Origin of the sequence: Amycolatopsis camponoti, assembly GCF_902497555.1 — a bacterium.
Lineage (GTDB): Bacteria > Actinomycetota > Actinomycetes > Mycobacteriales > Pseudonocardiaceae > Amycolatopsis > Amycolatopsis camponoti.
Window position 1 is genome coordinate 3,469,656 of record NZ_CABVGP010000001.1, and the last position, 14,101, is coordinate 3,483,756.

Below are 14,101 nucleotides of genomic sequence, written 5' to 3' on the forward strand. Positions count from 1 at the left end.
TTGCTACTGGCTGTCTCCGGTGGCCTTGAGGTACTTGAGGTAGACGCCGACCGCAGGATCACCGCCGACTTGGGTGGCCAGTCTCGACCCCTGCTCCCAGTCGAGGCCGGTCACCGCGGTGGTCGCGTCGAGCCGGAGCTTGGGGCGCACGCTGGGGTCAGTGGCGACCTGCCGGAGGACCGCGATGCCGAGTTTCTGATTCGATCGGCCGATCCGCTTGCCCAGCGTGATGCGCCGTTCCTCGACGAGCCGACGGGGATGACGGCGGGAGACGAGGGAAAGTACGGTCGTTTTGCCGAGCCAGCGGTCGAGATCGTAGAGCTTGACGGCGGCCTCGACCTGCGTCTCCGCCATGTCGGAGTCCTCAGCGAGCCGCCGAAGCAGTTCGAGACCGTGGTCGCGATCCACTTCTGTGGCCGCTTCCGCCGCCTGGAGCTGCAGTGAAAGGTCGTGGCGGCCGTCGAACACCAGCTCGTCCAGCGCCGGAAGACCGATAGCCGGGTCAAGCGTCGCGGCGGCCTTGCCGGCACGGACCCAAAACTCGCGGTCGTACGACGAGAGCACCGAGTTCGGGAAAGTGGCGGTCTTGCCGACCAGGTTCGCAAGCGCGGTGGCCGCGGCGGAGGGATCCCGTTGCCCCGCGGCGAGGCCCACCGTGACCCGGTCGCCGTGCATCGAAGGGTCTGCAACCAGGTCGAGGTGCAGGGCCAGCCCACCGGCCGGGTCGATCTCCATCGCGCGCGCAGCGGCCCGGACCCGGGTGGTGGTGTCCCGTGATTCGGTGCGGGCGATGGCCTCGAAGCCCTCGATGCCGCTCTCTGCACCTTCCCGGGCGAGGTGCTCCGCCGCGGCGAGCCGGACGTCGATGTCGAGGCCGGTGTTGCGCACGAGCGCGAGCACCAAGTCCGCTCCGCCGTCAATCGACCAGGTCCGGGCGCCCGTCGCCGCGTCGAGGCGGACCCACGCGGACAGGCCGTTCTGCTGGCTCAGCCGGGTCAGCGCCTCGCCGGCGTCGTGCTGTCCGATAACGATGGCCGCACGCAGTCTCGTCTTGTCCTGAGCCCGCCGATCCCACGCGATCGCCCGCAGGAGCTCGAGGCCGCGAGTATGGTCGTGGTCGGCGACGAGCTGGGCGGCTTCCACCCGCAGGTTGTCCGGATCGACTTTCGCCGCGATGCGTGCCAGCGCGGCGATGCCTCGGGCCGGATGGTGCTCGGACAGGGTCTTCGCTGCCTTCAGCTGTTCCGAGCCGCCGACGCGTTCGTCGATCGCGAGTTCTTCGAGGGCCTGGAAGCCGGCCGTGGGCTGGATCGCCAGCAGCCGCACACTCGAATCGAACCGCCGCTGCCAGCTCTCTGCCGAGCTGGCGACTTCGGCGAACACAGCGGCGGCGTGCTGCGGGGCGACCTGGTCGAGCGCCCGGCTCGCGGCGCGCCAGTCTTCGTGGTTGCGGCCTGGGTCGCGTACCCAGCTCGCGAGGATCCCGATCAGTTTCCGCCGGGTCTGGTCCGGCAGGCTGACGCCCTGCAGGTGCAGTTCCAGCACGAACCGGTAGTTGTCGTGGCGGTGCCGCCGGCTCAGGAACTGGCTGAGGACGGGATGCAGGTCGCGGCCGTCTTTGGCCCACAATGCGGCGAGGAACGTCAGGACTTCGAGGTCCGGTCGTGGCCACTGCGCGGGAACCATCAGCCGACGGGCGGGCCGCCTGCGCGGGTCTGGATGGTGTTCGGCCAGGTGGGCGGCGGCGAGGTACTCCTGGATGGTCTGGTGGATGAACGTGAACCCGCCGCGTCGTTCCACGAGCAGGCCGCAGCTGCGGAGAACTTCGCGGATCACGCTGGCCCAGTCCGCCGAAGACAGTTCGGCCGGTCGCGTCACCTCGTTGGCGATGACGGCGACGGGCTCGGGTTCGGCGCCGGCGAAGAGGGCACTGGCGGCGTGGTGTTGGCTGTGGGCAAGGAGCTTGAGAAGTTCGGGAGTGCGTGTCAGGAGTTCCTCGCCCGAGGCGACGGCTTGGTCGCCGCTGCGGCCGGTCCAGGTCGCGAGACGCGCACGGACGTTCGTGATTTTGCGTTTGGTCAGCAGCAGTTCGACGAACTGGCCATAGAGTTCCGCGCGGTTGCCGGGTAGGCGCTGCTCCGGTGCGTTCGCGTAGACGATGCAGAGCATCGTGGCGATCAGGGGGATGGTGGCGAGCTGGCCGATGCCGGTTTCGTCGACCCGGCGTCCGAAATCGGCCGCGGCGGCGGCCGGGTTCGGTAGGTGCAGCTGGGTGAACCACCGGGCGGCGAAGGTCTCCAGCTCGTCCCGTCCGAAGGGTTCGATGACGAAGGTCGGGTACCGGCCCCGCTCGGCGACGCGGTCGAGGAGGTAGGCCGGCAGCGGCCGGGTGGTCAAGAGGAAGCGGTAGCGGCCTTCGACGCGGTGCCGGGCAATCTTGGCCAGGACGGCGTCCCGCAAGGATGGGTACAGGACTTCGTCGACGCCGTCGACAAGGACGAGCCAGTCCGCTCCGGGGAAGGGCCGGTTGCTGAACATGGCCGTGAGTGTTGTCCGGTCGAGGTCGTTGTCGAACGCTTGGACCACGCCTTCGGCGAGCATCTCCGTCAGGCCGCGGCCGTGGGTGAGCGCCTCGGCGGTGATCAGGATCGGGACCACGATGCCGGTGGCTTCGTCCAACCACCGCCGGGCCGAGAGCGCGGTGAGGTGCCGGGCCAGGCTGGACTTCCCCGCCCCGGGCCCGCCGAGCACCTGCGCCTCGACCCCGGCATCCAGCAGGTCGCTCGCCTCGACCAGGCCGGGGTGTTCCTCCGTGGCCACGCGCTGCCGCAGGTAGACCCGCGCCAGGGGGGAGCGGACGTCGAGCATCGCCGCGTATGGATGGGTGTCGTCGGCGGTGCTCGCCGCTTTCAGGTAGCGGCGCATCAGGGGACCGGGAAAGCACACGCCAGCTGCCTCGATTTGGTCGTCGGCGAGGAGTTCCAGCCAGGTGCGTGCGGCGGCCCGGTTCGCTTCGGCCAGCCCGGGGTAAGTGGCGAAGATCGTGGTGGTCGGCACGAACCTCGCAGTGTCGGGGTGCGTGCCGTCGCGGTAGCGGACGATGCCGCAGACCGCCCCGGTGCGCCAGTTCAGCACCGGCCCGCCGCTCATGCCGGACCGGATCCGGCCCTGGTTGCCCTTGAGCAGCACCGGTCCGTCGATGTGTTCGGAAAGACCTTCGAGCCGCATTGACGCCGAATCGCCCGCCCGGTAGTTCCCGTCCGGGTAGCCGAAGACCCAGAGTTCGTCGCCCGGCGCGACAGGTTCGGCGAGATAGGCGGACGGCGTGTCGGCCGGGACGTCTGTCTCCAGGAGAGCGAGGTCGAGGCCGTCAGGCCCGCCGGGGAAGAGCCAGTCGTGTAGTACCCGGTACTGCGTGTCGGAGTTTCCGTGGACGACGTCGACCGGCTGTGCGTCCTGAGTGACGACGTGCGCGCAGGTCAGGACATGGATAGGCGTGATGCGGAAGCCGGTGCCCTTGACCGCCCCCGAGGGGATGGTAAGCGGCACGGTCGCGGCCCGCGCGATCGCGGCCAGAGCCGCCCGCTGCCCGGACATACTCGCCTCCCCGGTCTGCCAGAAGCTACACCGTCCGGTTACCGGAGGTCATTGTCAAGACCTGACTGCCAGGGCACGCCCGGTGATGTTGAAGCTCGATGGGTGCGCGTTCTCAAGGTGGTTCACGGGACGGCGCGTAGTGTCTGTGCATGGATTTCGACAGCCTGCACGCAGCGTCCGTTCCGGATTTGCTGGGCAGACCCCTACGCGGCGATCCTGCAGGAGTTGCGCCGGCGGGTGTTGTTCGGACTGGAAACGCTCCGCTGGGCGACTATGCCGAGTATCTCGCTGCTCAAGTCTATGGAGGTGAGCTGGTCGCAACTCGGTAAAGTCCTTCGACCTCCAGGCTGCGGACGGTCGGCGGGTCCAGGTGAAGGCCAGGATCGTAGGCCCGGACACGGGAGCGGACGCCATCTTCTCGGTCTTCCGTTCCTTCGATTTCGATGTCGCCGTCCTGATCGCCTTCGACAGTTCCACCTACGGGGTGCTCTGGGCTCGAGAGGTGCCCGCTGCCGATATCGAGGCCGCCTGCCGTTTCTCTTCACACGTCAACGGGCATCGGGTCCGGATTACCGCTGGTGCACGGCTTGGCGCGGACGTCACCCTCGCGATTCAGAGCGATACTGTCGACGTAGGCGGACTACTGCGGTCCTGGCTGGCGTCGGTATCGTCACTATTGTTGACCGTCAGCTCAGTCAGGTGAGCGGCGTGCCGTCGGCGGATCGCCGCGGCTAGGTTCGAGGTGGTGAAGAAGTTTTCGATCATTGGGAATCAGGTGGCCGCGACCACCCCTGACATAATGAAGATCGTCAATCTTTTCGTGATACAGACCACATTTACACCCTCGACCCCGCCGACTGCAAGTGTGTATGTAACTGACTTTGAAGTCGGAATGAGTTTTCCTCTAGATCTTCACTCTTTCGGGTCGCGGGCATCACTGTCCGAGTTCGCCTCGGGTAACACTAAGGCCGAGACCAGCAGATTTCCGGAGGGTGAAGGGTGGCAAACCGGCTGCCGAATGCAACTGACCGCGGTCGGCTTATGCCTGCCCCGTTCACTGTGATCTGGACCGGCGCGGGGGTCTTCGTCGGCATTGCGTCGGCCCTCAGTCTTCGACACCTACTCAGAGTGGCTCCACCCACGTCCAGCGCGATGCGAATCGCGGCTGTGCTGCTGACCGCCCTTACCTTCGGCGCTCTCGCCTGGCGCTTCGGACACCAGTTCGATTTGCTGCCGTACAGTGTCCTCGCTGCGTCCGGCGTAGCACTTGGCGTGATCGACGTCCTTGAGCAGCGACTACCCCCGCGTGCTCGTCTATTCGAGAGTCACTATCATCGGCGCGCTGCTGGCGACCTTGGCGATCCTGCACTCCCGAGGGGCGGACTTCCTGCGCGCGCTGGTCGGCATGGCGATCATCGCCGTGCTCTACCTCGTGCTTGCGCTGGTGTCCGGAGGCGGGCTGGGGGCTGGCAACGTAAAACTGGGCGGTCTGCTCGGCCTGGCGCTCGGCTGGCTGGGCTGGTCGGCGCTCATCACGGCGACAGTCCTCGGTTGGTTCGCAGCTGTCCTGGTGTGGCTGCCGCTTCGGGCGACCCGACGAAGACAGCGAGGCTCGCTGGTGCCGATGGGGCTATTCCTGTTGATCGGGGCATTCGTGACGATCACTGTGGTACCGACGTGACGTCGCGGCAGCACTGGCGATCGTCACGCACCGATCGCGATGCCGCAACCACAGTGCTCTCCAGTGAGCGACTGGGCTCCGGGCGCGTGGTCGTGACCGGGCATGGACAGCGGTGCGCCCGGCCCGCCAGCACCGAACCGAACCGAACCGAACGCTTGGTTCGACGCCACCACCGGCCGTTACATGCTGCACTCGGCCACGGACGACGCGAGGATCACCATCCGAATGAGCCCCGGCGGCACCGCCGCTCTCACGGCCGCGGTCCGCGACGCTGTCGGCGTCGTCTACTGACGGCATCCAACACCTCGATCCACGACAACCCGGAGCTCGACACCCCATGCCCGACGAGGCCCCCACCGGTACGCGAGCATGCTGGACGCATTCTTCGCCGACGCCAGCGACGAGGGATTTACCGTCAGCGACGAATTCGCGAAGCCACTGATCGACCAGCTGAAACGGTTGTAGAACGCGTTCCAGAAGATCGCGATGTCCGAAGGTATCAGCGGCGCCGTGCGCAGCTGACCAACTCACCGGTAGCGCGGTGGATCTTGCCAGCGGATGCAGCAATGCTCGCCGTCGGCGAGCAGGGCATGCTCCCCACGGTGGACCGCACGCGGACCGAAATGAATTAATTACTGCAGGTCGCAGGCCAGTGAAGGCCACGCCAGAACGAGCACGTATCATTGTTCCCGCGCTGCGGTAGCTGGCGACTGTCTGTCGACATACCGAGGGGAGTCTGGGTGTTCAACAGTGGTCGGGTTCCATTGAATGCCGCGCTGGTTCGGGTCTGGAAGGGCGATGCGCCTGTCGGGGCGGGTTTTCTTGCCGGTCCTCGTGAAGTGCTCACCGCTGCGCATGTGGTCGCGGAGGCGCTCGGCGTGCAGGCGGCGGACCCGCTTCCGAACGGCACGTTCTGTGTGATGGTGGACTTTCCCTTGTTGAAGCCAGGTTTCCGGATGTCGGCGACGGTCGTGGCATGGTCGCCGGTGGACGAGCTGCGGCGGGGGGATGTGGCGGGCCTGCGGCTGCTGGACTCGCCGCCGAACGGTGCCGCCCCACTGGTGCTGACTCGTTCCAACCGGCTCACTCAGGACCAGCTGATCATGGTCGGTTTTCCGCGCGGTCTCGAGCTGGGAAGCTGGATCTATGGCCGTCGCGGCGGGCGGGTGGCCACGGGATGGGTCGAGATCTTGAGCGAGCCTGGCCGGGAGTCCGCGCTTGAGCCGGGGTTTTCCGGGGCGCCGGTGTGGGTACCAGAACTGGACGCGGCGATCGGCATGGTGGCGCAGCGAGTTCGCGGTGCGCCACCCAAAATCGGTTACATGATTACCACCGACGCGTTATTGTCGGACTGGCCGCGACTGGCCGACGTAATCGAGCGGCGGCCGCCGTTTCGGGCTCTGCGACCGTTCGTCGAGGACGACGCGGAGCTGTTCTTCGGCCGGGAGAAACAGGCCGTGCAGCTTTCCCGGCTCGCCCGCGAAACACCGGTGGTGTGTATGGTCGGGCCTTCCGGAGTCGGGAAGTCCTCGTTGCTGCACGCCGGCGTGTTTCCGCTACTGGCCAACGAGCCCGACCAGCTGGTGACCGCGCTGCGTCCCTCCGACGGCAGCACCCCGGCGCACGCCCTCGCCGCAGCCTTCGACGGGCTGATCAACGTCGGATCGCCAACGCATGAACGGCTGGATCGCATCGACGGGCTCGTCGAGCGGATGGCGAGCGGCGGTGTCGCGGACATCGTCGCGACCGCCCTGGCCCGGCACGGCGGCGTGCGGCTGCTGGTCGCGATCGACCAGTTCGAGGAGATCTTCGACACCCCGGAGCCGACACAGGCCGCGTTCGCCCAGGTACTGCTGGCCGCGATGGACGCGGGTGCGCGGTGGTCGGTGATGCTGAATCTACGAGACACGTTCCTCGGCCAGACCCTGAGCAGCTCGAACCCGGCGGTGCTGGAGCTCGCGACCGGCTGGTATCCCTTCCATGTCACCGCACTGACCCCTACGCAGCTGCGCGCCGCGATCACCGGGCCGCTGAACAGGGTCGGCACGGTCAGCTACCAAGACGGGCTGGTCGAGCGGCTGCTCGAGGACGTACGGGCCGCGCCAAGTTCCTTGCCCCTACTGCAGTTCGCTCTGGCCGAGCTGTGGGCACGGCGGCGCGGCGGTCAGCTGCTGCACGACGCTTACGACGAGCTGGGCGGAGTGCGCGGTGCCCTGGCCGGATATGCCAGGGACGTCTGGAGCGGGCTGGATCCCCGCTCGCAGGGGGACGCCGCCCGGCTGCTGGTGCAGCTCGTCCGACCGCTACCGAATTCCGAACAGTCGGTGCGCCGCACGGCCCATCGTGATGAGCTCGACGATGCGCAGTGGGCGATCGCGCAGCGCCTGGCCGGTACCCGGCTGCTGGTGCTGCGCGGCGCGCCCCGTTCCGGCGTGGAGCTCGCCCACGAATCCCTGCTAGAGCATTGGCACAAGCTGCACGAACTGGTCGACCAGTCGCGCGACTTCCGGCTCTGGCAGGAGAACCTGCGGCAGCGGATAGCCACGTGGAATGCGGAGGAGAAGGCACAGCGCCGGCTGCTGTCCGGGCTGGACCTGCGCGAGGCCATGAGGTGGGCAGTACGCCAGGCGGACGACCTCAGCGTCGCCGAGCTGGAATTCCTGGCGCTGAGCCGGCGGCGTCGGCGGCGCCGGCTGTCGGCCGCGGCGCTCGTCCTAGTGGTGCTCGTGACTGCCGTGTTCATCACCTACCGCTCGACCGGCCGGCAGCGGGCCGACCTCGCCGCCGCGGACCTGGCGAATGAGGCCGGCCGGCTCGACGGGCGTGACAGCTATGGGGCCGTGCAGCTGGCGCTGCACGCCTACCGCACCAACTCCGGCGTGAGCTTCAAGCTCCCGCCACACACCTACCCCGGCGTGGACCGGCTGTTGCCCGATTACACCCAATACCGGGTCGACACGTCCGCGCCGACCCCGCCGTCCGCATCTGGCCCCGACACCAAGGGCTCCGGGGTCTCGCGTCTCGCCGACGCCATGTCCGGCAAGGTCAGCGCCGACGGAACACGTGTGGTCACCGTGAACTCCGCATTGCAGGTGGTGCTGTGGACTCTCGACGGCGACCGGGTGCGGGCGGAGCCGCTGACGAACCTGTTCAACACCAAAGACATCTCGGATACGGTCACCATCAGCCGCAGCGGCCGGTACCTGGCCTTCGAGCAGTCCCTCTGGCCGCCGCAGTTCCCGACCGACGCCCACGCCCCGGTGGACCAGGAGGGCCTCCCCAAGACCAACCCGAGCGACTACCACACTTGCAAGCCGAACAGCATCATGGAGGCGGTGACCTGCCTGGTGGTCTACGACATCGACGCCCGGCGGGTCGTCACGGCGACCCCACTCGGCGGCGGGTTCACGTCCGTGTCCACCGTCACCATCGACCCGGACGACCAGGTGGTCGCGGCGATGGTGCCGGGCAGCATCAGGCCGGGTTCGGTGGAAGCCAGTCAGAACACCCTGCGGCGCTGGGATCTGCGCACCGGCCGGGAATGGACACCGCTGCGGATCCCCTGGCGCAGCTGGCCGATCGGCATTTGGCTGCGACCGGGCGGTACGTCCGCGGCGGTATGGGAAGCTATGCCCGGTCCATCCGGCAACCGGCCAGATCGGTTCGCCGTGGCCATCGACGATTTCGGGAGCGTCCCAAGCCATCGCGAACTGGCGGAGCACACGCTGGACACAGCCGTCAGCCTCGACTGGCGCACTGTCGCGACGGTCGAGATTCCGCCGGACGAATCATCGTTTGGTGTCACTGTGTGGGACACCAGATCGGGCAAGGTCGTCACGCGCATACCCGGCCTGTCGAGGGCCCAGGGCGGGTACGGTTACCTCGCGCTGAACCGCAACGGCAGTGAGGTGGTGCTGTCCTGGTACGACCCACCCGAGCCGAGCGCGTCCACCGACATCCGCCAGATCGCACGTTCTCTACGGCAGATGGACGTCTGGTCCATACCGGACGGCGCGCACCAGAACGTGCCGGAGCACATCGATTCCGCCTGGGAACGCGTGGTTCCGTTGGGGAACAGTATGAATGAGCCGCTTGCGCTGACCCGCACCTCCACGGTCGGGCTGGTGCTGCCCCGGCAGGGCCAGGCGCCTCCGCTGCGCCGGATGGCCGACGCCACCGGCGAGCCTCCAAGCCTGGACAACGGCCGTCTGATGGACCGGCTATGTTCCCTGCTGGCCGACCCGAACACCGACGAAATGGTGCGCAAACTGCTGCCGCCGGACACCTCCGAGGAGCCGCCATGTCCGAGCTGATGAGCTTTCCCGTCGACGACGAGAACTCCGTGCTAGTCGAGATCGACCTCGACCAACCGGAGATAGGGCCGGTATCTCGCGCTGACGACCTAATCAAGTCAGCGACCACGTCCTTCGACGGCGCGCTCGCCCACGTGCGCGCGGCGGCATCCATTGCCCTGGCCAAATTCCGCGACATGGACGTGCGCCCGGACGAAGTCCAGGTCGAATTCGGAGTCAAGCTCAATACCCAAGTCGGCGCCGTGATCGCCAAAACGGGTGTTGACGGCCACCTCAAAATCAAGCTCACCTGGCGTCGAACCGACGATTCAAACCCAGCCGATCCCGAGGTAGACGAAGACGACCAGACAAGCTAGGAAGTCGCACGACGAAAGGCAGCCTGCCCTAATACTCCAGCCGCACTTCGTGATTAGGTACATGCTTCCGCTGGTAGTGGGCTTGTCGGGCCCGGTATTGGTGGCGTCGGCGCCAGTGTGACCAGGCCCAGGTCGCGAGGCGGTCGAACGGGGTGGTGATCAGGTGTGCCAGGAGACGCTTGACCTCGCTCAGCGTGACCGGGATGAGGCCGCTGCCAGGGCTTTTGGGGCTATCGCCGCGGTGATGGCCAGGTAGGTGTGGGCGAGCATGGCCAGGGTGATGTGCCGATACCAGGCGTCGTAGCGGCGAACCTGGTACTGGTCCAGGCCGACGTCGGTCTTCGCGGTCTGAAACCAGTCCTCGATCGCCCAGCGGGCTCCGGCCACCCGGATCAGGTCCTTGTCGGTTGTTCCCGTTGGGGCGCAGCACAAGTAGTAGGCGATCTCGTGTTTGCTCTTGGCGTTTCGGGTCAGTGAGCGGCGGGCCAGCAACCAGCGTCCCCAGCCAGGCGGGGTGGTATCGGCATAGACAGGCAGTTCGGCGACGGCCCAGTCGAACATCCGTGGTCCTTTGGCGCCGTCGCCGCAGCTGCGGCGTTTCCACGCGTCATCGGGTGCGTGGGCGACGAGCGCGTCGGCGCGGGACGTGCGGCCACCGCGGGATGCTCTGGCTGCTGGGCACGGCCACGACATAGCCGATCCGGCGGTCTTCCAGCCAGCGACGGAATTTCGAGTCGCCGCCGTAGGCCTCGTCGGCGGTCACCCAGGTGGCGGGCACGCCGACATCCACCGCGCGGGCGAGCATCCGCTGCGCGAGCACGGGCTTGGTCGCGAACTCGATCTCGTCGGGAACCGCCGCCTCGCGGCAGCATTCCCGATCGCCGGTCCAGGACTTCGGGATATAGAGCTCGCGGTCAATCAAGGTGCGGCCTTTGCTGGTGGCGTAGGCACAAAACACGCCGAGCTGGCAGTTCTCGATGCGTCCGGCAGTGCCGGAATACTGACGTTGCACCGCGGCGGATTTGGTGCCCTTTTTCAGGAATCCGGTCTCGTCCACGATCAGCACACCGTCACGTTCACCCAGGTGGCTGACCGCGTAGTCGCGGATGTCGTCACGGACGCCGTCGGCGTTCCAGGTTGCGGCGTTGAGCAGGCGTTGCATGCCGTCCGGAGTGATGTCACCGGCGGCCTCGGCCAGCGTCCAGCCGTTCTTGCCGGCCAGCGGCGCCAGCAGGCCACGCACGTAGGCACGGGCTCTGCGTCGCGGTTCCGCCCGATGGAACCGCCCTACGACTGCGCAAACAGGTCATCCAACCCGGACACCCAGGCAGCCAGGTCATCATCACTCAGCACAAGATCGACACACTACACCCGACGTATTACGAAGTGCGGCTGGAGTATTAGGCCATGAACAGCCCAGAGCTTCCGCGGGTCAACCGAGTAAGAGCGTTGTGATTAGCGAGCAAGATCGTCCTTGGACACTTGCCATAACCCCACATTTGCGGATCGCGATTACCCTCGATTCACACATGTCGTTTACCGGGCGTTGGGTGGCCTGTAGCACCCGGAGGCGAGCGAGCGGGACCCCGGCGCTGTGACCGGGTCGTCAGCAGCGGCAACAGTGCTCGGTGGTCGCGATTGGCGATATCGATCGGGTTGCCTGGCGGGGGCACCACGGCTGGATGCCGTGCCGGCTGCACCGGGCGTAGAGGGTCGTGAACCGGGCATCGGTGAAGGCGCGTCGTACTTGTCGACGGCGATCGCGTCAAGCATTCGCGTCGGTCTGGCGGCCCCGGCCATAAGACGGGGGAGGGCTGTCATCGGGCCGTATGCGCGTAGGAGCGGGAAGGGGCCAGGCCGTCTACAGGCCGTCACGCGTCCGGCCCGGATCAACCTCAGTCGGCCCCAGCCGGCCTGAAAGTGCAGGTCAGGCCCTGTCTGACCGTGAAAGGTGCCAGCTTGGGAAATGGTGTCCTAAGTTCTGGCACAAGTAGGGTAGATAGGTTCTGACCTGCGGTTTTGAGGTCGTCAGGTCGTCACGGGATCTTCAAGTCGTGCCGCCCCGGTGTGGCGCGGCTTGAAGATCCCGCCGGCTGCCTCTCGCGCCCGGCGATGACTCGACGGGACCAGGTGGGTACAGATCCGGAGTGTGTAGCCCGGGTCGTGGTGACCGAGGTATTCGGCCACTTCCTGGACCGACACTCCGGATGCCAGGGCGATCGAGGCGTAGAAGTGGCGCATGCCGTGTATCCCGTCTCGTCGCGGTGTGTAGGCAAGCCCGGTTGCAGCGTAGACCGGCTTCCATACGGCGAGGTTGTACTCCGGGCCGCTGATCATCCCGCTGGCAGCACGAGCGCCGAGGCGCTGAAGACCTTTGGGCTTGCGAATGAGCAGCCGTGCGGTAACCGGACGCCCTCTGGGGTCGAGCCACGGCAGAGTGACTGTGACAGGTTCGAAGGAGGCCAGGTGCGCATCGATTTCTTCCAAGACTCCGGCACTGATCGGCACCAGCCGGGTCTTCCCTCCCCTCGGGGAGCGAACACGGGCTGTTGCCGATCCAGCGAATCGGGCGCTGCTGCTGTTCCTCTTCGTCGGCGTCGTGCGCAGGCAGGTCCTCGAGGTCGACTGGAAGCAGGTCAAGGCCGCGATCTACAACCGGTCCACCAAGACCCTCGCCGTCTACACGACCGGCCGGCGAGACGCGCGGTCCCGGCGATGGCTGTCCGGGTCGCCAACGCGGCGGACGCACACGCGCTCGTTGACGCGGCCGAATCAGCGTCCGCCGCGCCGGCCTGCTCGCCCGCGAGTGGCCGGACCTCGATACCGGCCACCTGATCGAGATCGTCGACGACCTTTGCGCACGGGGCATCCGGGAGGACATCCGCATCGATCGCGGCGGCTACGAGGAATGGCGGCGGATCATGGTCGAGGACGGACTCGTCAGCGCCGACGTGCCTTACGAGAAGCTGATCGACCCGCGCCCCGCTGACGCGGCGGTCGAGCAGGTCGCCGCCCGGTGAGAACCGACCGGATTCAAGACCGCGGTCCGTCTCCGCCGAACCGCCTCTGCTGCTCCCCGGGTTCGGGGGCTCCGGGTTGTGCAGTGCTTCAATGACGGCCATGTCGCTCGACGAGCTGCGCGCCTTGCTGGCCCGGCATGCCCGGCCCGATCTGGGCACGGACATCGATGCCGTGCGCATCTTCCGCGCCGATCGACCCGGCCCGCCGACGCCGACCACCTATGGCCAGGTGCTGGCACTCGTCGCCCAAGGCACCAAACGGTTCGCGCTGGGCGACCGCCTGTACGAATACCGCGCCGGCCAATACGTCGTCGCCTCGGTTGATCTGCCGGTGACCGCGCAGTTCGTCCGAGCCGACCCGCGGGAACCCGCGCTCGGCTTCGGCCTGGACCTGCCGCCGGCCGCCGTCGCCGAAGTGCTGCTGGCCGCGGATGCCGGGGACCTGCCGGACCTCGCCCCCGGCGCGCCGGCCGGTCTGGCCGTCAGCACCGCCTCCGCCGAACTGCTCGATGCCGTTGTCCGCCTCCTGCGGCTGCTCGACTCGCCCCGCGACATCCCGATGCTCGCGCCCCTGATCAAGCGGGAGATCATCTGGCGGCTGCTCACCGGTGAGCAGAGCGGCATCCTGCGCCAGTTCGGCCTGCCCGACAGCAGCCTCAGCCACATCGCCAGGGCCGTCCAGTGGATCCGCGACCACTACGCGCTGCCCTTCCGCGTCGAGGAGGTGGCGCAGCGGGTGGGCATGAGCGTCTCCGCGTTCCACCGCAATTTCCAGGCCGTCACCTCGATGAGCCCCATCCAGTACCAGAAGCAGATCCGCCTGCAGCAAGCCAGGCTGCTGCTCGCCGCCGATCCCGGCGACATCGCCGGGATCAGCCGTCAGGTCGGCTACGAGAGCCCCGCCCAGTTCAGCCGCGAGTACCGCAGGCAGTTCGGTGACCCGCCGCGCCGGGACGCGGTCCGCCTGGGCGCGAACGTCCGAACCGGTGCCTCTCGCGACGGTTGACCAGAACTCGCGACTTCTTGCCCCATCCTGCTCAGTTGCGCTGCAGACGAGTTTCGCTGCGGAGACTCGCTGTAGCCTCCCCCGGACAGAGGCACCTGAAGACGGTTCGCGGTCGGCTCGTGACCGAC

7 protein-coding genes and 1 pseudogene are annotated in these 14,101 nt (G+C 67.4%); 5 read left to right on the forward strand and 3 right to left on the reverse strand.

What is annotated here, in order from left to right; translation table 11 throughout:
* Positions 1 to 3 precede the first annotated feature (3 nt).
* Positions 4 to 3,597, reverse strand: coding sequence for a serine protease (locus tag AA23TX_RS16425; RefSeq protein ID WP_155543377.1), 3,594 nt, complete (start codon positions 3,595 to 3,597; stop codon positions 4 to 6).
* A 370-nt stretch (positions 3,598 to 3,967) separates the two neighbouring features.
* Between AA23TX_RS16425 and AA23TX_RS16430 the strand changes: the two genes are divergently transcribed.
* The 4 genes from AA23TX_RS16430 to AA23TX_RS16445 all read left to right on the forward strand — a co-directional run bounded on the left by AA23TX_RS16430 (position 3,968) and on the right by AA23TX_RS16445 (position 9,947).
* Positions 3,968 to 4,300 carry a hypothetical protein gene (locus AA23TX_RS16430; protein WP_230862525.1) on the forward strand — a complete coding sequence of 111 codons (333 nt, stop codon included), beginning with the start codon at positions 3,968 to 3,970 and terminating at the stop codon, positions 4,298 to 4,300.
* A 582-nt stretch (positions 4,301 to 4,882) separates the two neighbouring features.
* Positions 4,883 to 5,278, forward strand: a complete 396-nt coding sequence (locus tag AA23TX_RS16435; RefSeq protein WP_230862526.1) for an A24 family peptidase — start codon at positions 4,883 to 4,885, stop codon at positions 5,276 to 5,278.
* A 740-nt stretch (positions 5,279 to 6,018) separates the two neighbouring features.
* Entirely contained in the window at positions 6,019 to 9,591 is a 3,573-nt protein-coding gene (locus AA23TX_RS16440) for a S1 family peptidase (RefSeq protein WP_196425347.1), read from the forward strand.
* Complete coding sequence (locus AA23TX_RS16445; protein WP_155543379.1) at positions 9,579 to 9,947, forward strand: CU044_2847 family protein; 369 nt, start codon at positions 9,579 to 9,581, stop codon at positions 9,945 to 9,947. The genes AA23TX_RS16440 and AA23TX_RS16445 overlap by 13 nt, the downstream gene beginning before the upstream one ends.
* Positions 9,948 to 10,136: 189 nt before the next feature.
* Here AA23TX_RS16445 and AA23TX_RS16450 read toward each other — a convergent pair.
* Positions 10,137 to 11,282, reverse strand: a pseudogene (locus AA23TX_RS16450) (IS701 family transposase).
* A gap of 693 nt (positions 11,283 to 11,975) precedes the next feature.
* Positions 11,976 to 12,455 (reverse strand): site-specific integrase, encoded by a 480-nt coding sequence (locus AA23TX_RS49605; RefSeq protein ID WP_196425348.1) that lies wholly within the window; start codon positions 12,453 to 12,455, stop codon positions 11,976 to 11,978.
* Positions 12,456 to 13,067: 612 nt separating this feature from the next.
* Here AA23TX_RS49605 and AA23TX_RS16460 point away from each other — a divergent pair.
* Complete coding sequence (locus AA23TX_RS16460) at positions 13,068 to 13,973, forward strand: AraC family transcriptional regulator (protein WP_155543380.1); 906 nt, start codon at positions 13,068 to 13,070, stop codon at positions 13,971 to 13,973.
* Positions 13,974 to 14,101: the final 128 nt, after the last annotated feature.

What these genes read in the sequence shown, in the direction of transcription:
- AA23TX_RS16425 (WP_155543377.1), bottom strand. Translation starts at nt 3,597, where the DNA reads ATGTCCGGGCAGCGGGCGGCTCTGGCCGCGATCGCGCGGGCCGCGACC.
- AA23TX_RS16445 (WP_155543379.1), top strand. Translation starts at nt 9,579, where the DNA reads ATGTCCGAGCTGATGAGCTTTCCCGTCGACGACGAGAACTCCGTGCTA.
- AA23TX_RS16460 (WP_155543380.1), top strand. Translation starts at nt 13,068, where the DNA reads ATGTCGCTCGACGAGCTGCGCGCCTTGCTGGCCCGGCATGCCCGGCCC.